Raw genomic sequence first — 19,151 nt, forward strand, 5'->3', positions numbered from 1 at the left:
TCGGCTTTATTTAGCCTGAACATTATGTTTATCTAGCCTACCACTGTATCGAGTGACTATTAAAGCCAGTAATGAAACAACGGCCCCAATCCATGCGGTATCTTTTAGTTCCATATGCTCGACTACAAGCCCCCCTGTAACAGAGCCTAAGGCTATTCCAATATTAAACGCCGCGATGTTTAACCCCGATGCGACATCTACCGCATTAGGAGTGTGCTTTTTTGCCTGTTTTACTACATAAAGCTGCAATCCTGGTACATTACCAAATGCAAATGCCCCCCATATTAAAATAGTCAGCACTGCGGCTACTTTTGATTCCATAGTAAAGGTGAAAGCCAATAAAATAATTGTTAACGCGCTAAATATAATACTCAGTGCACTAATTGGGCCTCGCTTGTCGGCTAATTTTCCGCCCCATATATTACCAACAGCCACCGACACACCATAAACCAGCATTATTAAACCAATAGCGGATGGTGCAAAGCCAGTTTGCTGCTCTAATATAGGCGCTAAATAAGTAAACGCGGTGAACGTACCGCCGTAGCCTAATATAGTCATTAAATAAACGAGCAATAAGCGCGGCTTAACAATAACCTGTAGCTGCTCTTTAAACGTCGCCGGAATAGACTGTTTTAAGTTTTTTGGCACTAAAATAGCGCTGCCAATTAGCGCAATTAAGCCTAATGCCGAAACCACTAAAAACGTTGCACGCCAGCCAAAGTGCTGGCCAATCCATGTTCCTAATGGCACACCCGTTACAAGCGCTACCGTAAGGCCGGTAAACATAATTGCGATAGCGCTCGCCTCTTTGTCTTTACTTACCAAGCTTGTTGCTATCATTGAGCCAATAGAGAAAAATACACCGTGAGCTAAGCCTGTTAGTATGCGTGCCAGTATTAGTGTTTCGTAACTCGGCGCTTGCCAAGCTAATAAATTACCCATAACAAATAAGCCCATAAGGCTTATAAGTACCACTTTTCGGTTCCAGCGCCCCGTTAATGCAGTGAGTACCGGTGCGCCAATAGCTACACCAACTGCATATAAGCTCACTAATAAGCCTGCTGATGGTAAGCTCACGCCTAAATCGTTTGCAATAGTTGGCACTAAACCCACTATAACAAACTCGGTTGTTCCAATTGCAAATGCGCTTAAGGTAAGCGCCCATAAAGCCAATGGCATAAATACATCCTCATTTTTAAAATAGATGCATAGTGTGTGTAAAAACTCCCTTGCAATAAATAGCATAAATGGCAAAATACTTTTGTTTATTTTGCAAATATAAATAAGTGAATTTATGCCTGTTCAAGCTAAAACTGAAGATCTAGAAATGTTTATTACCATTGTTGATTGTGGCAGCTTTTCCGGTGCGGCTAGTTTACTTGATTTAAATGTAGCTAAGGTTTCAAGAGCGCTATCTCGCCTCGAAAGTAGGCTAAACTGCACATTACTAAACAGAACAACTCGGCGCTTAGAACTGACCGAGGAAGGACATATATACATAGAATATGCGCGTAAGGCTTTAAACACGCTGCTCTTCGGGGAAGAAACAATAAAGCTACTTAAGCAAGCACCTAGTGGGCACTTGCGTATAGATGCAGCAAGCCCTTTTGTTTTACATCAACTAGCGCCACTAGTTAATGAGTTTAAAAAACAATACCCGCAAATCACGCTCGATATTACCTCACACGACAATATTATTGATTTACTTGAGCGCAAAACAGATTTAGCTATTCGCATTGGAGACTTAAAAGATTCAAACCTGCACGCGCGAAAATTAGGCCAAAGTAAATTAAAATTGGTCGCAAGCGCTGATTATGTAAAAAATGCGCCACCATTACAGCAAGTTTCAGATCTTAAAAACCATAACCTAATTGGCTTCAGTGAGCCCAATACTCTTAATCAATGGCCCTTGAAGCATGAGCAATCACTGCACTTTGATTTAAGGGCTAGCAGCGGCGAAACCATTAGGCATTTATGTATTGCTGATCAAGGCATAGCACTTCTCTCACAATTTATGATTGCAGAAGATTTAGCCAAAAAACGATTAATAGAAGTTTTACCTCACAGCGTAAGTAGCCCAAATAATCGAGAATCTATTTATGGCGTTTATTACAAAAATGGGGCGGTTTCTTCCCGTATCGTTGCATTTTTAGATTTTATACAACCGCGACTAAGTTTATAAATCGCTTTTAAATTGAGTTTAAAGAGCAACTTAATGAAATAATTTACATTATTGACGGTTTTAAGATTAAGCTGAGTATAAACACTGCAGTTGCATTATTTGGATGAGGTAGTATGGATTCTTTAACACAAGTCGCATTAGGCAGTGCCGTAGGCTACGCGGTACTAGGCAATAAAGTAGGTCGAAAAGCCGTTGCGTGGGGCGCTATTTTAGGCACTTTACCCGATCTAGATGTATTTTTACCCTATGGCGGCAGTGTAGAGGCATTTACCTATCATCGCGGTTTTAGCCATTCTTTATTTGTGCATTTATTAATAAGCCCGCTAATTGTATGGCTAATATTAAAAATACACACAGGCATGCAGGCTTATAAAGTTCGTTGGTTTTGGTTGGTGTTTTTGTGCTTATCAACACATGCTTTATTAGATTCACTCACCGTTTATGGTACTCAGCTAATGTGGCCCTTAAGTGAATACCCTTTTGCGGTATCTAGCATGTTTATTATTGACCCCCTTTACACCTTGCCGTTATTAATTGGTTTAGCTTTTACTTTATTACCTAAAATAAGTACCAATAAAGCCTATAAAATCAATGCAATTACACTTAGCCTAAGCACAGCGTATTTATGCCTTGCCTTTGTGTTTAAACTCAATATTGACGACAAGGTAAAAACAGCACTGAACAATCGCGATATTGACGCAACCGGCTATATTAGTACGCCTGCCCCGCTCACCACTTTACTTTGGCGTATAGTGGTAATGTCTGACGGTCACTACTACGAGGGGTATGCCTCTGTGTTTGACTCGCCCAGTGATGTAACCTTAAATGCCTACAATACAACACCGTCTTTAATTAAGCCTATTGACAACCAATGGGGCATTCAAAGACTACAATGGTTTACAAAAGGGTTTTATTCTATTCGCCAGCAAACCGATAACGTGATTTTGTCAGATTTAAGAATGGGTATGGAATGCCAATATGTATTTAACTTTGTGGTAGGTGAGCAAACAGACTCGGGCATTAAGTTGGGTAATTTTGAACGACTCTCTCAGCGCCCTAGTTTTAGTAATGCCGGTAATATTTGGCAGCGAATTTGGCAACCTGAAGTCTCGCTGGCATCTCCATTGGCTAAAAATAACTGCTCGTTGCCATAGTTAGGGGTCTTGTATTAAAAAAGTGTGATTTTTATTTTGCTTAGGAATAAAAACACACACTTTTTTAACACTAAATTACATTCAAGCAGTTTTGTGCCACCTCAAAACGTAGTTATTGCAACCAAATGAATTAGTTTTGGTGCTCGTACTGTCCACGATATACTTCAAATACTTTTAATACGGTGTGTTGTTCTTTTGAAAGCGCGTCAAACCAGTCATCAAATAATTCATCATCTTCTTGTTCGCTTAATGCTAAATAATGAGCAAGTAATTCAATGATGTCGTTATGAGTACACCCTAACGAATCAACTTGCTTAGCTAATATACTGTGGTCACGCTCTCTGAGAGTATCCATGACTCCTTGGTCGATTTGGTCTTGTTGTGCCTGAGCGTCACTCATAAAACTACCTCTATTGACGTTATTAAATTCTTATTATTTTATTCGCTGAGTCTAGTTATAGCAGCCTAAATACTAATAGCCAGTACTTTTGATCTAAGTGCTTATTTTTTGACTGTTTTGTGCAAATACACAGCAATTACACTGCGTTTAAGGCTATCTAAAATGATTTGCAAAGGGAAAATAAATACGTTAAATTAAATGATATACTATCACATAACATTAAAGGCATTTTATGAAGCCCAATATTCACCCTGATTACCATGTGGTTGCTTTTCATGATACTGCAGCTGATTCTTACTTTATTATTGGTTCAACCATTAAAACCAATCGCACCATAGAAATTGAGGGTAAAACATACCCTTATGTTCCTATTGATGTCTCAAGTGACTCACATCCATTTTATACCGGCAAACAAAAAACGCTCGCTACTGATGGACGCGTTGCGCAATTTAATCGTCGGTTTAAAAACCTCTCTACTGCTAAAAAGGAAAGCAAATGAAAGTTTTAAGTTCATTAAAAAGTGCAAAACAACGACCAGGTTGTCAAATTGTAAAGCGCAAAGGGCGAGTATTCGTGATATGTAAAGATAACCCTAGATTTAAAGCTGTGCAGGGTATGAAGAAAAAGTAGCAAGATAAAATAATGCCGAGTTTATACTCGGCATTATTATTAGGGTCTATTTAACTACAACAGAAAACTCAGGTACTGCTTGAATAACCTTTTTCACGGTACATGTATTTACCGCAGCAATCAGTGCTTTTTTATATTTAGCTGGGAAACCTTCTGGCAAGCCAATTTCGATTGAAAAAAGCTTCTTACCGTTTTCATCTACATTTTCGTTATTTTGTGTCAGTGTCATCCCTTCGGTCGAGATCTCTCTTTGCTGACAAAATTTACGCGCATAAAAACCAGCACACAACACCATGCTTACTAAAAAATAGTCAAACGGTTCTGGATGTTCTGCATCACCACCAGCGTTTATGCTTTGATCGCTTATAACTTCATGCTCACCAAACTTAGCACTTAATTTTTGACCGTCTAACATTGAAACCGAAATTTCCATTACTATTCCTTATTTTCCAAACAATAATTCAAAAAAGCCTGGAGGCTCATGTAATTTGTGATATTTTTTGCGTAAATTATCAATTGCTTTGAGTGGTTTTTTTGCCGTCTCAAGCCCTTGCTCGTTCGCTACTTTTTTGGCTAACTGGGCTTGAGTAAGCACCTTATCTAACCCTTGCACCGACTTTTCAGCTTCTTTATAAAACTTGGCTTGCTTACTTTGCTCTATCAATTTAATAAATTCATCAATAGCGCCATTAAATTCTGCTAACTGGGTTGCTTCAACACTTTGTTTATAAGCAAGCCCAATGTTTTTCATGGTTTTTTCTAAGTCGCTCATTTCATTTGCGGCAACTGTTTGACTAAATATTAATACCATTAACAACAAAACTGCTTTCATTAATACACCCTAAAAAATAATTGTTGCATACATGCTAAACTTACTGAGGTATTATATAGCATAACGCCTAGATGTCACCACGGAGTACTTTAGCAAGGATAAATTGAGCTTTAGAAAGTTTATAGAGAAATGTATGTCCTTGTTTAAATTATACCGCCTGCTAACATTTACCTGCCTTCTGTTGGGTAGTTATAGTGCTTATGCCCTAGAAGTCATATTTATTAATCCTGGTTTTTCCGACTCTGAAAATGCACAAAACAAAACCGGAAACTTTTGGTTTGATGTTTCTAAAATAATGCAAAATGCAGCCACTGATTTAGATGTGACATTAACGATAAAATACGCAAATCGAAATCATATTTTAATGAAAGAGCTGATTCAGCAGGCTATAGATGATAAGCCCGATTACCTTATCCTCGTAAACGAAAAAAATGTTACCAGTAAGTACCTCTCTAAAATAGACAGTAAACATGTCCCGATTTATTTTTTATTAAATCGTCCCTCACCTGCATCACTTGATATGTTACGTGAAAATGGCACTAACATAGTCGGTAGTATTACCCCAAATAATCGCGTTGCAGGTAAATCATTGATGCAGCAGCTTTATAAAAAGTTTACCAATAAAACAACAACTAGCGCACATATATTGGCGTTATTAGGCGACTATGCAACGCCTGCTTCTATTATGCGCACACAAGGGTTAATGGATTTTTTAACGCAAACACCGCAAGTCACCTTAACCGCTAAAGAGGTTGCCAATTGGTCTGAACAAGAAGGGTTTACAAAAACCTTAGCGTATATGCAGCAAGCCCCTGAAATTAACATTATTTGGTGTGCGAATGATGCCATTGCTTTTGGCGCAAAAAGGGCATTAAAACAGCTAAACATGCAATCTCAGGTTATTGTGGGCGGTATTAACTGGGAGGTTCCACCAAGTAATAAATCAGGACTTGATGTATCTATTGGAGGTCATGTGTTACTAGGTGCTTATGCCCTAGTTAATTTGTTCGACAACCATACTCAACCAAAACTTAGTCCTTTGCTTCATCGTACAGCTGATATTTTTGACCCGCTTACCGCTGAAAATATCCCGTTATACAAGGCGATAAATACTACTGGCCTTGCAGAAATAAACTTTATACAGTTTAGTAAAACACGCGCTGACTGGTATGAATTTACCATAGAAAATCTACTTTTAGCGCTTGAGCAATAGCACTGTAAAGCCCCTTTACAATGCAGTTATTTTATTTAAAACTCTGAATGTATATTGTCTATTTTATTAATGCTATCTATGCCCTATTAGATAACCAAAGCGCTTGATAAGGTGCTAACTGCATGGTTTGTAGCGCGTCATCGAGTGTTGTTTTAGAAGTTAGCTCAACCCATTGCTGAGTGTTTATTAAGTTTAAATCGGCTAAGGTTAAGCTTTGTGGCTGACTGCTAATATTATAAACACAAAAAATGCTTTGTTGGCGGTCTATACTTTGTCGCCAAAAACCAAATAACCCCTCGCCTAAGTGCAAAGTAAATTGTGTGGCATTAGGATGGAATGCTGCTTGCCTTTTACGCACAGCTAATAACTGTTTTATTCCCTTGAACACCTGATGATGATGGCTATATTTTTCTTCAATCGCCGCTAATAATTTTGATTCTTGCCAGCGATGGCGGTTAATTGCGCGATTATGCTGCGAATTTTCAAAACGTTCATAGTCATTAGTTGTGCCAAGTAAACTGTGAATATATATCCCCGGTATTCCTTCCATTGCAAACATAATGGAATGGGCACACAAGAAACGCTCAAGGCCATATTTATCTGCGCCGTTATGCGTCCCTTGTAGGGCATCAAATAAGGCAATATTTAGCTCGTAAGGTGTATGCGTGCCATCGTGACTGGTGCGCATTGAAACGCGCCCACCAAACTGCATAGTAGTACTTACTAATGAGGCAACCTCACTCGGTTGTAATAAGCCTTCAATTGGCCTCAAACCAATGCCATCATGAGAGGCTATAAAATTAAAATATGCGGTACCATTTTGTGCTGGCGGCATGCTCATCATCCAGTGCTTAAGCGCCGTACTATCACCGCTAAGTAAGGTATGCAATAACAACGGCGGCAAGGCAAAGTTATAAATTGCATGGGCTTCGTTGGCATTACCAAAGTAAGATAGGTTTTCTTGATTAGGAATATTGGTTTCGGTAATAATCACCACACTGGGCTCGGCATGCTCAATCAGCGTTCGCAGTAAACGCACCACTTCATGAGTTTGTGGCAAGTTTATACAACTGGTATTAAGTTGCTTCCATAAAAAGGCCACAGCATCCAGACGAAATAAGCGAATACCGTTATCTAAATAGTGGCGAATAATGCTAACAAACTCTTTTAAAACCTCAGGGTTTTCAAAATTAAAATCCACTTGATCATGACTAAATGTACACCACACATGCTTATCACCGCTTGCTGTGGCGACCGTATGTAATAATGGCGAGGTTCGTGGGCGCACTACTTGGCTTAAATCATCAGTTAAACTGGCTGTTTTAAAGTAGTCTTTTCCTGGGTGAGTATCGGTTAAAAAGTTTTCAAACCAAAGGCTTCGGCTAGAACAATGATTAATCACTAAATCCGCCATTAACTTTACATCTTTTGCAATCGCGTTAATGTCTTGCCAGTCGCCCAGCGCTTCATTAACTTGCGCATAGTTCATTACCGCAAACCCTTCATCTGAGCTATACGGATAAAAGGGTAAAATGTGCAGCGCATTAAGCTGATGATCGCACTGCTCTTTTATAAAGCGGTGCAAGGTTTTTAACGGCGCCTCTAGGGGAGTTCCAACTGCTAACTCACTATCTTCATGATTTATAATAGAATCGCCATAGGCAATTAAAACAATATCTTGTTCATCCCAGCGATTAGTGTGCGGCGTAGGATCGCGAAGTGAGTTATTCCCCAATATCAAGGTGATTAATTCTTCAGCCAACTCAGCTACCGGCATAGGCAACTCAATCCCTTGATAAATAGTATGTAAGTGTTGTTCGACTCGTTGAAAAAACTGTTCCCTAACTATGTCCACAGGCGCCTCGTTTAAGTATACCAATTTAACTGTATTGTTCGTTATCAAGCTCAACGGCTTCTTTTAATCGATCTAGTACATCGGGCATCGCCGAGGCTACACGGTTCCAACTCGGCACAAATGGCGCTTCCATTGGGTTTTCTAAAAAGTGTTGGCCAGCATTCATAATATTTTGTGCAAACATTTCTACCGCTTTTTCTTCTTGGTGAATATCAAGTGTTAAGCCGTTCATTAACGCATCATTATGATAGGTTTCAATAAAGTCTAAACCAATGCGGTAATAAGTCGCTTTTAATGAGCGAATGGTTTCGCTGGTAAAGGTAACCCCCTGGGTCGCTAGCTTTCTAAATAGTGCTTTGGTTATATCAATCGACATTTTAGAAAGGCCAGCAGTTTGGTCGTCCAGCGATAATTCTTGGTGTTTATGATCGTAGTTATCGGCAATATCAACTTGGCATAAGCGGTTATGGGAGTAATTACGGTACATCTCGCTTAATACGCCAATTTCTAATCCCCAGTCACTAGGAATACGAATATCGTTTAATACATCGCGTCTAAACGAAAATTCACCGGCTAATGGGTAACGAAACGAGTCCATATACTCAAGGTAGTCTCTGCTGCCTAATATGGTTTTAAAAGAGCGTAATAACGGAGTAACCAGTAAACGCGATACTCGACCATTTATTTTTCCATTGGCAGTACGCGGGTAAAAGCCTTTACAAAATTCATAGTTAAATCGAGGATGTGCAACTGGGTAAATTAATCGCGCTAATAAGCCTCGGTCATAAGTTAAGATATCGCAATCATGTAGTGCTATTGACTCAACCTCCGCGGTAGCGAGTTTATAGCCCATGCAATACCACACATTACGGCCTTTACCGAGCTCACGTGGCGCCACACCTAAGGCTTGAAGCTCTTTATCGAGCGTCTGCAAACGTGGGCCATCGTTCCACAACACTTTATGGTTTTGATCAAGCGATTTAAAAAAGTTCAATGCATAGCGATACTGGCTTTCGTCGGCTCTGTCTAAGCCTATAGTTATTTGCGATAAATACGGTACTTGTTGCAGCTCTTTGACAATGTTTTGTAAAGCAGGGCCTTCTAACTCACTAAATAATGAAGGCAATATAAGCCCCATTGGTCGCTGTTTACTAAAGCCAAGCAACTCTTTTTCTAAATCGTCTACGGGTCTATTAGCAATGTTATGTAGTGTTGTAATAATGCCATTTTGATAAAAATCAGCCATGTAAACTATACTCCTCAGAACTGGGTAAAATACTGTTAATACAAGGTAGTGCTGTAATTTCTTCAACCCAGCCTAGTGGTGCCGGCAATTGAGAATAGCGCGCTTTGTTATAGGTTAATTTAACTGGCTTTTTACTCTCTGGATTGGTAATGATGATGGCGATATCAGCCTCTTCTAGCATTTGCTTATCGTTTTCACTATCCCCTAGCGCAATAATGCTCAGCGCTTTAGTAAACTGCGTATTAAACTGCTGCACTAACCATTGCTGAGCCATGCTTTTATCGGTATTTTTTCCAATGTGAACAAAGCGCCCGCCTACTTTAACCTCGTAGCCGTACACTGTTATTGCATTGATAAATTCGTTAAGTTGCTGCTCATCGCCATGCCAGCAGAGCGGATCTGAGTATTGACGGGTTTGTGCTTGCGTTGCTTGTAGCTGGTTTAATCCTGTCATTTTCATTACCTGCTCACTGGTAAGCTCACTAAACAAACTATATTGGTCGCCGTAGTCTTTTTTTAAGCGTTTTAAATCAGTCCATAAATTGCTAATGGGTGCAGCAAACGAGTAACACCAGTAGCCTTGGTATTCGCTGCAGCCAATTGGCCTGAGATTAAAATAATTTTTAGGAATATAAACAGCCGAGCCATTTTCAACAATGAAAGGCTGTGAAATATTAAGCGCTTGTTGCAGTCCCACTACTTCACTAAATGTTTTACTGGTATTAAATACCACGGGTACACCGCTGTATTGCAGCTCTTGTAGTAAGGTATCTACCGCATCGGTGTTGTAATCTCTGTGATTGAGCAATGTGCCATCTAAATCGGTAAAAATGATAGGTTGTACAATACTATCGCTTGTAAGCACCATCGCAGTTACATCTCGATTACTATCGAGCTCTATAAGTGCATTTGCTTTAGCACTAAGGGTGTTGAGGTTTTCACGCGTGATGCGTTCAAAATGAGAAATAAACCACAATAATTGCTCATCAGTCATAGTGCCTGCTCCCTGCCCTTGTTTGGCAATTAACTTGTGTTCTTGCTCTTGTCGCCACGCAAACACATCATCAAAACTCGGGGCTTTGAGCATAATTGTATAATCGATTTTATCAAAAACGGTTTTATATTCATTGGCTAAACAGCTGTTAATACAGCGACGCCATAACCCTTGTTGATCGTATGATTTTTCTAGCTCGTTAATAGGCTCAACTAGCGTAAAAGGCTGCTGTGGTTCACTGGCTACACACCACCCTTCTAAAATAACAACATCGATCGGCTGACTATTAGTTAACCATTTGTTTTTTGCTACAGGTTCATCTTGTTGCTTATCAAAACGCGGCAGCGGTACATTTACTTCTGCATTTAATAAACGGCTAATGGTGTTATCCATCAGCGCAACATCATGTGTACCCGGAACGCCTCGGGTGGCGAATAAACAATGCACATCTTGCGCTAACTGTTGGCGTTTTTGAGTTGATAAATAAAAGTCATCAATAGAAAGCGCAACACAGTTTAGGTGGGTATTTTGGCTAAACCAAGTTACTAAATAATCACCAAGTGTGGTTTTTCCTGAGCCTTGGCAGCCATTAATTGCGACAAATATAGGGGCTGTTTTTTTACTGGTTAGAATGTCCTGCGCAATAGCAGAAAAATACTGCTCGCTAATATACTGATATTTCAACGGCAGTTGGTGTTTTACTAAAAAAGCATTTATATCCACACTCTTGGTCTCCATATAACAATCCCTGAGTCAACTATAGGGTATGACTAAGGAAATGCAGTTACTAGACCAATATTATTTATTGTTACTTTTTAGTAGGTTAAAAAAAAAGCACATTTAAAATGCGCTTTTTTGGTGCAATATTTTTAGCCACAGTGCAAACTTAACTCTGGTCGCTCTGTGCTTTGGGTAATACTAAGTTTAATACTATGCCTAAAATAGCACACAAGCTCACACCTTCTAGGCTGAACTCACTACTACCTATGTACATACCACCAATACCACAAATTAAAATAAGTGCCACAATACTTAAATTGCGCGGTTCACTTAAGTCATCGCCCGATTTAACTAAGGTGTTTAAACCAATAACCGCAATAGAGCCAAATAATAAAATCATTATTCCGCCCATTACTGGCACCGGAATGGTTTGCAAACTAGCGCCCATTTTAGCAACAAATGCTAAGCAAATTGCGATAATGGCAGTCCACATCATTACTTTAGGGTTAAAGTTTTTAGTAAGCATTACCGCACCAGTTACCTCTGAGTAAGTGGTATTTGGTGGGCCGCCAAATAAGGATGCGGCAGACGTGGCTAAACCATCACCAAATAAGGTGCGATGTAGTCCTGGTTTTTTCAAATAGTCTTTTTTTGTAACTTGGCTAATTGCCATCATATCGCCAATGTGTTCAATAGCAGGCGCAATTGCCACCGGCACCATAAATAATATGGCTTGCCACTTAAACTCTGGTAACACAAAGTTTGGCACAGCTAACCACTGTGCATTACTTACGGCTTCAAATTGCACTATACCCATAAATAACGATAGCGTGTAACCGGCAACAACACCGGCTAAAATAGGTATTAATTTAAATACCCCTTTACCCCACACGGCAAACACTAAAGTAACGAGCAACGAGAACATAGAGATAATAATGGCACTGTCGTAGGCAATAATTTGTGTGCCACCATCGCCACTTTTACCCATGGCCATATTAACCGCCGCAGGCGCAAGCGCTAGACCAATTACCATAATCACTGGGCCTACCACAATTGGCGGCAAAATTTTATGTAAGGTTTTTGTACCTTTAAACTTCACCAATAAACTTAATAGCATATAAGTAAAGCCCGCCGCCATTAAACCACCCATAGTGGCGGGTATACCCCACATTTGTACTGAGGCAATAATGGGTGCAATAAACGCAAATGACGAAGCTAAAAAAATAGGCACTTGGCCTTTAGTCACAAATTGAAATAACAAAGTACCTAAACCAGCGGTAAACAAGGCTACGCTAGGATCTAGGCCGGTTAAAATAGGCACTAGTACCAATGCACCAAATGCAACAAATAGCATTTGGGCACCGGTTAGAATGGTTTTTATAGAAAATGTAGAATTATTTTGCACTGCTAAACCTTAGTAAACCGTACCGAAAATTTTGTCACCTGCATCGCCAAGCCCTGGGATGATGTAACCTTTTTCATTTAAATGGCTATCAACTGAGGCAGTAAAAATCTCAATATCAGGGTGAGCGGCTAATGTTTTTTCAACGCCCTCAGGTGCAGCAACCAGTACGATTACTTTAATTTCTTTACAGCCTGCTTTTTTAAGCATATCAATGGTGGCGATCATAGAGCCACCAGTAGCCAGCATTGGGTCAATCACTAAGCTTAAACGCTCATCAATATTACCCACTAGTTTTTCAAAGTAGGGAACTGGCTCAAGCGTTTCTTCATTACGCTCTAAACCCACTACACTCACTTTAGCCGCTGGGAGTAACGACATTACGCCGTCCATCATACCAAGGCCCGCACGTAAAATTGGCACCACGGTAATTTTTTTACCCTTAATGTGCTCAACTTTAAGTTTATTACCGTCCCAGCCTGTAATTTCGTTATCTTCTAATTCTAGGTTTTTAGTGGCTTCGTAAGTTAATAATGTGCCCACTTCTGAACACAACTCACGAAAACTTTTCGTGCTAATTCCATGCGCGCGCATTAAACCTAACTTATGTTGAACAAGGGGATGAGAAATAACGTGAATAGCCATAGTAATAAACCTAGTGATAAAAAATTTGACATATTTTATATTAAAACAGGCCGTTTGACTGTTAATTTTAGTCTTGATTTCATAGTTCGTGCCAAAATATTTAATTTAGCCACAACTATAAAGATTTTTGTGTTTATGAGTTGTTACTCGCTAACCAATTATTTACCTGATCATGCATGTAGCTGTTAATCTTTTTGTGCTCTGGGCTCCACCCAAGTAAAAACCGATAAAAGTCTGCCCATGCCACTGGCCATAAATGAGCCCATTGTGTAACAACATCATCAGCATTAATGTGTGGTTGATAGTCACTCAGAGCTTGCTTCAATTGGCTAAAATAATAATCAAGGTAGCTCTGTGCGTGTTTATGAAGCTCAGAATCATCCATACAGCTGGTCATAAAATACATTACATCAATCACCCCAACACCCGCACCCACATATTGAAAATCGTAACCGAGAATATGCCCTTGGCTATTAGCGGCAAAGTTAGCAAGCTTGGCATCACCATGAATTAATGTTTTATAATTACACTGCTTTAATGCGCCGTTTAACAGAGATGCAGCCTGTTTAATATCGGACTTTTCAGGTAAGTTATTAAATTCATCAGGGCGTGTATCTAAATGCCAATAACTTCCTTGCGGCCATAAGCCATCAAACTCTGTATTTAAATGAAAGGCATGAAAATGTGCCAACCACTTTAATATGGCTTTTATATTTTCGGTGGTTGCTTGGCTGTACCCCTGCTTTGAAAAATCTTTAAACACCAAGGCAAACTCATCGCCCTTGTTGATTGCTTTAATGCATTCAATAGCTGCAGCTTGCTTGGGCAGCTTATGGCTAAATTGCTGATAAAACGTATATTCAACGTGATAAGAGTCACGCTTCCTAGTCAGTGCAAAGTTGCTTTGTTTAATTTTAGGGTGATTAATGTGATCGGGTACTTTAATCGCTTTAATCACACAGGCTTGCTCATCAAGTTGGCACTTCACAATTTGGCCACAGCCACTCCAAAGCGAGGTTAGGGTTTTGCCAATGGCTACACGCTCAAAATACGGGGTAAGTAATGGAAGATAAAAAGACATAGCCATATTAGGTTGCTAAATTTTAGTTAGTTTAACATTAGACGGTGTTTTAAATAAAAGGTCTTAATAAAAAACCCTTCGCGCACAACATGAAATACAGTGTTAATAACCAATCTAACCTGTCTTTTTTTTGCAATTGCTATGGCAAAGCCTATGCATTATTCATAAAGCCTAAAACATAATTTGAAACCATTAAAAGTACAAAATTAAAGATGGTGCCATGATTAGATTAACCAATGAATGTCTAGTACCCCAGTCTTTCCGAGGGGATATGGTAAGAGTCTAGCTGCGGTGAGATCGCAATAAAAGATTACTGCGTAACGCACACCATTTGTGTTTGCCGTAAGCTACTTACTTAACAGACAAAGTAAACGAATTTATTTGTTGATTTAGAATTGACCGTTCCTGTATAAAAACGGTCAAAGAGAACACTGGAGTCTATTGACAGATTTAAGATTACAAATATTAGCTACGATGTAATTTGAAAAGTACCACTCATTCTCCCCTGACTAAACCCGAGAGGACTATTTTTTGCGTCAGGAACCACATAATTAAGGGTATGTATGACACCGTGCAAAGATACAACTTTTGGATTTTCCGTTTCTTGATAGCTTATCACACACATATACGTTTTATTTTCATCAGAGCTTTTCATGTATAGAATATTTGCAGGATTCACAAGTACAATATATTGATTCGCAGTTGCAACAAAGTGAATAGGCCCTGAACTCTCTTGGTTATATTGGTACTGTATATTACCTCGATTAATTGGGTTTAATTGATCACCATTAACTGTCAAGCCAGTCCACTCCCAAATATCTAGCGTTATAGAAAAAAGTCCGTCATTTTCACTTATATTAATATCCGCCATTTTCTTTTCCTCACATTAATCAAAATTAAGTACAAAATGTACAAATAAAGTTTAGGAAAGAAGCGGAAAATAAATATTACAGACTATTACAAATAAGAACAGCTAGACATTCTAACTCTCAAACGTTGTTAGCCACCGCTTTTCGCGGGTTAGCTTAATTCATAGCCAGAATTAGTTTGTAATAGAACATATAAAAACACCCACTTTAACTATCTATTGAACCTGTGTCACAAAATTTACTATTAAGCTCTGTAACTAGCTTCTTATCGCTATATATGCTCTAGTTTCAGCTCTAAATAGCTAAATAACTAAATAACTAAATAACTAAATAACTAAATAACCAAATAATCATTCTAAAACTAAAATTGACTCGCTCTAGCAAAGGAAGGTGGATATTGTCGATGTGTTTGCGGTATAACACGCTGCTTGCTGTTTATACTTCCTTAAAGCATTGACAGTACATAATTTGAGATAGGTGTGTGCTTTTGTTTTTAGTGCTCAAACCGCCTGTTATTTGCAGTTGTTGACCGTTGCTAAACCTAAATCTATATTTGCAACAATATAGCCATACTCTTTCTTAGTTAACTTTTTAGACTGATATTGTTGCTTAGCTAATTCGTGAGTCCAACCCTTTTCACATGGGGCTAAGGGAATGGCTGTATCAACCATTGAAAGGTGTTCTTCCTGAATCACGCCGCCTTTTTTAACAATGCTTTTAGCGCAAAGGCTTAAAGCATATTCAACAGCAAATTTATCAACACTTGGTATACCTACAAATTCTACATCACAACCAAGTTTCTCATTACCTTTAGCATCAACATAATAAAGCTGGCCTGACGTAGTACAACCAGATATAAATAAGATGATAACGAGTAATAAAATATCTCTGATATTCACTTTGCCTCCATGTACATATAAATCCACATATAGGGCACAAAAACGTAACAGCAATTTGGTTAAACTTTGCAGAGCACCAAACTCAATCGCCGCGTAGTTTTGATATCCTAGCGAGTTTGCGAGCGCCTTGATGTGTTTGTTATTTGCCAGACCTTGAATAGATTGATAGCAAAGGGAATTTACTTTCACCAAAGTTGATAGTTAACGATAGTGTCTCATCTGCTTTGAATGATTGTAAAAACTCCAATGGTGCAATTCGTTGTCCGTCTGCAACGATAGCCATTAGGTGTTTGTTAGTTAGGCTTCGTCGACCTGATGCCATATTAGTCAAGGTTACTACCGCCCAACGCTCACCAGAATCATTACTCATTAATACAAAATTATTTACACTAAAATCACTCTGCTCTGGCTGAATGTTTGATTCGTTTGGAAAGGCCAAATCAAAACTATTAGGTACAACTCTATCAATGGAAAGTACCTCTTCATCTGAATGGGCACCGAATGTACAAACCAGCAATATCAAAGACATCCGTTTCAACATAAATTCTCTCCTAATTGCATAACGCCTCGCTTAACCGGCGCAAAATAGCAGACTAAAATTAACGACGAAGGAGCGCAAGCCTGCTATTTTGCGTCCTTTGATTTAAGCGTTTGTTAGCGTTACGCTTCTGATAATGCTTGCAAGTAGCTTGAATTAAAGTTTGTAAGTAGATTATTAAGGTAATTAAAATTGATCTGATTTGGTTTAAAACTTAATCCTTTTTCAATATTAGCCATGTGCTTTTTTAGCATGGCTTTATCTTTAGACCAAAAAGCGATATTCCCTAAAATGAAATCATTCCAATAAATTGGGAACTCGCTTAAGTCTTCATTTGGATTCAAGACTTTTTTTGCATGAACAATCGCTTGTTGATAATTACCCGCTAGCCCTTCCATTTGCGCTAAATGCCATGTTAATGAACTTTCTTTTGAATCATTATGTTCGATAAATCTCTTAATTAAAATGGCTGCTTCACCGTGGCAACCTGACTTTTCGAGTAGTCTAAATCCAGCATCATATGTTTGATCAAATTGCTGATAGGTTAGATTTAGATCTTCTTTTAACCTTTTTTGCAGGGCAATTTCACAATCAGCAAAGGCAAAATTTGATATAAATAAAAAAGCAATTGGTAAAAGTCTAGTTTTCACAATAGTTCCTTAGTAATGCTAACGCCAAGCTTTGCTAAGTCCTTGCTTAAGCGCCTTGTAGGGATAATAAACCCATAAATTAATTATTATTTTAACCTCGTTCGGGTAATGTGAGGCCCAAGCTTTGGCTGCAACCAAAGCCTTTTATACAGTAGTTCGATTGAGCGTAGGCTCCTCTATTGAGAGACCGGTAACAAGTTAGAACGCTGTATAAACTCCAAGCATTAAACTCGGATAGTCAACGGGGCCTCGAGCCCGAATAGCAAGGCAGAGTCAGCTTATTATGAATACAAAAAATAATCAAAATGAAATTAACGTCGGTGTCGATACAGGTAAAAAACAACTCGATATTTATATCAGGCCTTTAGACATTTACTTTACTGTAGAAAACAATCAAAGTGGCATCAAACACGCCATTCAAATCTTAAAAAAACACCCTGTAACGCGTGTCACTATTGAGGCGACTGGACGCCTTGAACAGCCTTTTATTATAGCCTGCGCTGAGGCGAATATTCCCTTCGTTGTTGCTAATCCCGTGAACATAAAACGTTTCGCAGGCGCTATCGGCCAAAAAGCAAAAACGGATAAACTTGATGATCGCTTTGGTGAAGCGATTAAACCGCCTTTATCATCTTTAAAGCCAGAGCAAATACGCTTGATGAGCGATTTATTATCGAGAAGACGCCAGTTAATGGATATGCAAACGATGGAGAAAAATCGCTCTCAAATAATGCCAAAAACACTATCGTCACACATAAAACCTATCTTAACTGCACTGAAAAACCAAATAGATAAAGTCGATTTAAAACTTCAAAAACTGATTGAACAATGTGACGAATACAAAGCAAAAAATGCCATTATCCAAAGTGTGCCTGATGTTGGCAATGTGGTCGCATTTAACTTGCTTAGTGATATGCCTGAGTTAGGTTATGTAAACAACAAAGAGACCGCTTCTTTAGTGGGTGTAGCGCCATTTAATCGTGAAAGTGGCGTGTATCAAGGTAAGCGAATGATACGTGGTGGCCGACCTAAAATAAGAACTGCCATGTATGTGGCGATGATGTCAGCCATTCAGTGCAACTCTAAATTTAAAGACCTTTATCAACATATGGTCAAAACAGGAAAGCCTAAAAAAGTAGCCATTATTGCGTGTATACGAAAGCTGGTAGTGATCATAAATTCTATGGTGAGAGATGGTGTCATGTGGGATTCTAAAATGGTTTAAAATTAGGAATTGACACCATAGTCACTTGTTATAAGTACGTTACTACCTACCAGCTTTACCAGCTTCTAGGATAGGTAAGCCAGCTTCTGTTGGAATATATATACGTTCACCTTTACCGTCTTGTAAGCCTTTGATCCAGATATAACGAAGGTACGCCTCGTTGTCTTTCAAAGATTCACCGATAATTTTATTAGCTTCTGCAGCCGCTTTTGCGCGCTCAATGTCAGCTTGACCTTCGGCTTTAGCTTGCACAATTTTAGCTTTACCGTCAGCTTCTGCGAATGTAACACGCGCTTTAGCTTGCATTAGGGCAGCAGCTTCACGAGCTTTGGCCTCTTCGATTAGAATTTGTTTGCTCCATTCCGCTTCTTTAAGTGAAGCCATACCGTTCATTTCGAGTTTATAAACTTTATATTTAGGCCAAGTCCATAAAGCTAAAACGATTAGAAGAACAAAAAATAATACAAGGCCTACTAGGCCACCAAATGCGATCGCATTCCTATTAGGATGCATGAACTCTCCTTAGTACTTATAACGCCCTAATAATGGGCAAAAAATTGTTGGCTAAAGTGTTGAGGAACGAAAACAGTCAACTGTTTTTTGTCCTTATTTATTA

The 19,151-nt window shown here is 38.9% G+C and carries 21 protein-coding genes; 6 read left to right on the forward strand and 15 right to left on the reverse strand.

Translation table 11 applies throughout. The features are described from left to right. Positions 1–6 precede the first annotated feature (6 nt). Positions 7–1,179 carry an MFS transporter gene (locus AC0VZ5_RS16720; protein ID WP_010388973.1) on the reverse strand — a complete coding sequence of 391 codons (1,173 nt, stop codon included), beginning with the start codon at positions 1,177–1,179 and terminating at the stop codon, positions 7–9. Positions 1,180–1,294: 115 nt separating this feature from the next. On the opposite strand from AC0VZ5_RS16720, the gene AC0VZ5_RS16725 reads away from it, so the two are divergent. Together AC0VZ5_RS16725 and AC0VZ5_RS16730 are read left to right on the forward strand one after the other, a co-directional pair. Further along, positions 1,295–2,182 (forward strand): LysR family transcriptional regulator, encoded by an 888-nt coding sequence (locus AC0VZ5_RS16725; protein ID WP_171039628.1) that lies wholly within the window; start codon positions 1,295–1,297, stop codon positions 2,180–2,182. A gap of 113 nt (positions 2,183–2,295) precedes the next feature. Beyond that, entirely contained in the window at positions 2,296–3,336 is a 1,041-nt protein-coding gene (locus AC0VZ5_RS16730; protein ID WP_475475014.1) for a metal-dependent hydrolase, read from the forward strand. A 130-nt stretch (positions 3,337–3,466) separates the two neighbouring features. On the opposite strand, the gene AC0VZ5_RS16735 is transcribed toward AC0VZ5_RS16730, so the two are convergent. Then, the gene (locus AC0VZ5_RS16735) at positions 3,467–3,736 is read right to left on the reverse strand and encodes a hypothetical protein (protein ID WP_178957212.1); all 270 of its coding nucleotides are present in this window, start codon (positions 3,734–3,736) and stop codon (positions 3,467–3,469) included. 232 nt (positions 3,737–3,968) lie between these two features. Between AC0VZ5_RS16735 and AC0VZ5_RS16740 the strand changes: the two genes are divergently transcribed. Beyond that, positions 3,969–4,235, forward strand: coding sequence for a type B 50S ribosomal protein L31 (locus AC0VZ5_RS16740; RefSeq protein WP_008463845.1), 267 nt, complete (start codon positions 3,969–3,971; stop codon positions 4,233–4,235). Next, entirely contained in the window at positions 4,232–4,366 is a 135-nt protein-coding gene (gene ykgO, locus AC0VZ5_RS16745; RefSeq protein WP_004586489.1) for a type B 50S ribosomal protein L36, read from the forward strand. The genes AC0VZ5_RS16740 and ykgO overlap by 4 nt, the downstream gene beginning before the upstream one ends. 46 nt (positions 4,367–4,412) lie before the next feature. Here the strand turns inward: ykgO and AC0VZ5_RS16750 are convergent, their stop codons facing one another. Further along, on the reverse strand, positions 4,413–4,799 hold the full coding sequence (locus AC0VZ5_RS16750; RefSeq protein WP_008463841.1) for an OsmC family protein: 387 nt from the start codon (positions 4,797–4,799) through the stop codon (positions 4,413–4,415). Positions 4,800–4,808: 9 nt separating this feature from the next. Beyond that, complete coding sequence (locus tag AC0VZ5_RS16755; protein WP_475475015.1) at positions 4,809–5,198, reverse strand: cytochrome b562; 390 nt, start codon at positions 5,196–5,198, stop codon at positions 4,809–4,811. A gap of 133 nt (positions 5,199–5,331) precedes the next feature. Here AC0VZ5_RS16755 and AC0VZ5_RS16760 point away from each other — a divergent pair, with 133 nt between their 5' ends. Then, complete coding sequence (locus AC0VZ5_RS16760) at positions 5,332–6,411, forward strand: ABC transporter substrate-binding protein (RefSeq protein ID WP_475475016.1); 1,080 nt, start codon at positions 5,332–5,334, stop codon at positions 6,409–6,411. 76 nt (positions 6,412–6,487) lie between these two features. Here the strand turns inward: AC0VZ5_RS16760 and AC0VZ5_RS16765 are convergent, their stop codons facing one another. The 10 genes from AC0VZ5_RS16765 to AC0VZ5_RS16810 all read right to left on the reverse strand — a co-directional run bounded on the left by AC0VZ5_RS16765 (position 6,488) and on the right by AC0VZ5_RS16810 (position 17,310). After that, positions 6,488–8,266 (reverse strand): alpha-amylase family glycosyl hydrolase, encoded by a 1,779-nt coding sequence (locus tag AC0VZ5_RS16765; RefSeq protein ID WP_475475017.1) that lies wholly within the window; start codon positions 8,264–8,266, stop codon positions 6,488–6,490. Positions 8,267–8,291: 25 nt separating this feature from the next. Then, positions 8,292–9,512 carry a glycosyltransferase family protein gene (locus tag AC0VZ5_RS16770; protein ID WP_475475018.1) on the reverse strand — a complete coding sequence of 407 codons (1,221 nt, stop codon included), beginning with the start codon at positions 9,510–9,512 and terminating at the stop codon, positions 8,292–8,294. Next, entirely contained in the window at positions 9,505–11,244 is a 1,740-nt protein-coding gene (locus AC0VZ5_RS16775; RefSeq protein WP_475475019.1) for an HAD hydrolase family protein, read from the reverse strand. Before AC0VZ5_RS16775 ends, AC0VZ5_RS16770 begins: the two co-directional genes overlap by 8 nt. Before the next feature lie 148 nt (positions 11,245–11,392). Further along, complete coding sequence (locus tag AC0VZ5_RS16780) at positions 11,393–12,631, reverse strand: uracil-xanthine permease family protein (RefSeq protein ID WP_010388985.1); 1,239 nt, start codon at positions 12,629–12,631, stop codon at positions 11,393–11,395. A gap of 9 nt (positions 12,632–12,640) precedes the next feature. Then, positions 12,641–13,273: a uracil phosphoribosyltransferase gene (upp, locus tag AC0VZ5_RS16785; RefSeq protein ID WP_008466150.1), complete on the reverse strand. Its 633-nt coding sequence runs from the start codon at positions 13,271–13,273 to the stop codon at positions 12,641–12,643. A 133-nt stretch (positions 13,274–13,406) separates the two neighbouring features. Next, on the reverse strand, positions 13,407–14,354 hold the full coding sequence (locus AC0VZ5_RS16790) for a protein kinase family protein (RefSeq protein ID WP_475475117.1): 948 nt from the start codon (positions 14,352–14,354) through the stop codon (positions 13,407–13,409). A 469-nt stretch (positions 14,355–14,823) separates the two neighbouring features. After that, a complete protein-coding gene (locus tag AC0VZ5_RS16795; protein ID WP_138607852.1) occupies positions 14,824–15,225 on the reverse strand; it encodes a hypothetical protein in 402 nt (133 codons plus the stop codon). A gap of 510 nt (positions 15,226–15,735) precedes the next feature. Next, positions 15,736–16,122 (reverse strand): hypothetical protein, encoded by a 387-nt coding sequence (locus AC0VZ5_RS16800; protein WP_475475020.1) that lies wholly within the window; start codon positions 16,120–16,122, stop codon positions 15,736–15,738. A 139-nt stretch (positions 16,123–16,261) separates the two neighbouring features. Beyond that, positions 16,262–16,663: a hypothetical protein gene (locus AC0VZ5_RS16805; protein WP_475475021.1), complete on the reverse strand. Its 402-nt coding sequence runs from the start codon at positions 16,661–16,663 to the stop codon at positions 16,262–16,264. A 119-nt stretch (positions 16,664–16,782) separates the two neighbouring features. Beyond that, positions 16,783–17,310: a hypothetical protein gene (locus AC0VZ5_RS16810; RefSeq protein ID WP_475475022.1), complete on the reverse strand. Its 528-nt coding sequence runs from the start codon at positions 17,308–17,310 to the stop codon at positions 16,783–16,785. 283 nt (positions 17,311–17,593) lie between these two features. On the opposite strand from AC0VZ5_RS16810, the gene AC0VZ5_RS16815 reads away from it, so the two are divergent. Next, positions 17,594–18,535 carry an IS110 family RNA-guided transposase gene (locus AC0VZ5_RS16815; RefSeq protein WP_475475023.1) on the forward strand — a complete coding sequence of 314 codons (942 nt, stop codon included), beginning with the start codon at positions 17,594–17,596 and terminating at the stop codon, positions 18,533–18,535. A gap of 42 nt (positions 18,536–18,577) precedes the next feature. On the opposite strand, the gene AC0VZ5_RS16820 is transcribed toward AC0VZ5_RS16815, so the two are convergent. Further along, positions 18,578–19,048, reverse strand: coding sequence for an SPFH domain-containing protein (locus tag AC0VZ5_RS16820; RefSeq protein ID WP_475475024.1), 471 nt, complete (start codon positions 19,046–19,048; stop codon positions 18,578–18,580). Positions 19,049–19,151 lie beyond the last annotated feature (103 nt).

Source organism: Pseudoalteromonas sp. QJM3NY_12 (assembly GCF_056173165.1).